This window comes from Streptomyces sp. 8K308, assembly GCF_004348315.1.
Taxonomy (GTDB): Bacteria; Actinomycetota; Actinomycetes; order Streptomycetales; family Streptomycetaceae; genus Streptomyces.
In genome coordinates, this window is the sequence record NZ_SMKC01000613.1 from 1 (window position 1) to 1,533 (window position 1,533).

Consider the following 1,533-nt stretch of genomic DNA (forward strand, 5'->3'; position numbering starts at 1 on the left):
TCAGCGTCGGCAGCCGCTGCTCCAAGTCGTGGACGCGGGCGGCCGGGATGTCGCCCTCGATCACCACCAGGTCCCCGCTGTTCGCCGTCGTGTGCGGCATGGCATCGAGCCTGGCCAGCACGGCGGCGATGGCTGCGGGCAGCGCGTCGGCGTCGGGCGTGTCCATGGTGTCCCCCTCCCGGTGTGGCTCGTCGGTTCTTCGGCTCGTCAGTCCTGGTCGCTTCGTGGTGCGGTGAGGTCGATGGCGGGGCCGGCGAAGGTGCCGTCGGCTGCGGGTTCGATGACGCTCGGCACGCCGTCCACCTGGACCCGGACCAGGTAGGCGGTGGGTCGCACGTCCTTGAAGGGGAGCCGCAGCGCGTGAGCGTCGTCGGGCTCGGGGGCGGGGAACGGCGCCCGGAACCGGTGGCTGTGGGCGCGGCGATCCTCGGGTGGGCGCAGTTCGTCGAGGAGGAGTTCCACGCGCTGCTCCTCGCCGACGGGGGTGTCGAGCCGGAGCTCGAGGGTGCCGGAGACGAGGTCGTCGCCGGCCCGGTCCGCCAGCTCCGGCTGGCCGACGAGGCTCGGCTGGCGGGCGAGGGTGGCGGCGTTGCTCTCCAGGCCCCTGGCGGCGCCGCCGTAGACGAGGCGGAGCCGGTGGGGCCCGGGCGGCAGGTCGTCGGGCGGGGTGAGGACGACCTGGGTGTCCGTCACGTGCTCGGCCGGCACGGGCACCTGGCGGGGGCCGAGGTCGGCGGTGACGGGTCCCGCGGCGAGTCCGGTGCCGGTGAGGACGAGGTCGCGGCCGAGCGGCACCGGACCCTCGGTCGGCGTGGTGGTGTCGTCGGCGCCGGTCGGGCGGGACGCGATCCGCTCCAGGCGGGGCCGCAGGCCGGGGACGGCGGTGACGGTCCGGCGCAGCACGGGCTTGCCGGCGGCGGGGTCGGCGCGCCCCTCGAGCAGCACCAGCGTGGCCTGGTAGACGACGGACAGGGCGTACGGGGTGTGGTGGAGCATGCCCCAGAGCTTGGAGGTCTCGTCGATGTCCATCTGGGTGGGCGTGAACCGCACCCGCTGTGGTGAGACGGCGAGGTCGGAGCCGGCCAGGTGGCTGCTGTTCAGCACCGCCTGCTCGATGAGTTCGCGGGAGAGCGTCGGGCTCTCGTGCAGGGTGCGCACGACGGCGCCGATGAGCCGTTGGCCGGTGAGTTCGCTCTCCTCGCCGTAGCCGGTGATGAGGTAGTGGAGGTCGACGGCGGCGGTGGGGCGGCGCAGCAGGGTGCCGTCGGCGGCCCGGGTGGGCGCGTCGTGGTTGCGGAGCGAGGCATTGGGGGTGACCTGGTAGAGGAAGACGGTGATGGTGGGTACGGCGGGCGGCTCGGTCGGCGGGCGCCTGGTCTCGACGTTGACGGCCTCGTCGATCTCGGGGCCGAGGTTCTCGGCGAGCAGCAGCCGCAGGGCCTCGGAGACGGTGGCGATGGCGAGGGCGTTGCTCATGGTCGTCGCTCCTCACGCGCCAGGTAGTCGGCGAGGCCGAGGGTCGGCGTCTGGCGG

At 74.2% G+C, this 1,533-nt stretch carries 1 protein-coding gene; it reads right to left on the reverse strand.

The window, feature by feature from the left end:
• Nucleotides 1-207: 207 nt before the first annotated feature.
• Nucleotides 208-1,476: a DUF4255 domain-containing protein gene (locus E1265_RS38390; RefSeq protein WP_207931356.1), complete on the reverse strand. Its 1,269-nt coding sequence runs from the start codon at nt 1,474-1,476 to the stop codon at nt 208-210.
• Nucleotides 1,477-1,533: the final 57 nt, after the last annotated feature.

Coding starts and splice junctions, on each gene's coding strand:
- E1265_RS38390 (WP_207931356.1), bottom strand. CDS start 1,476: ATGAGCAACGCCCTCGCCATCGCCACCGTCTCCGAGGCCCTGCGGCTG.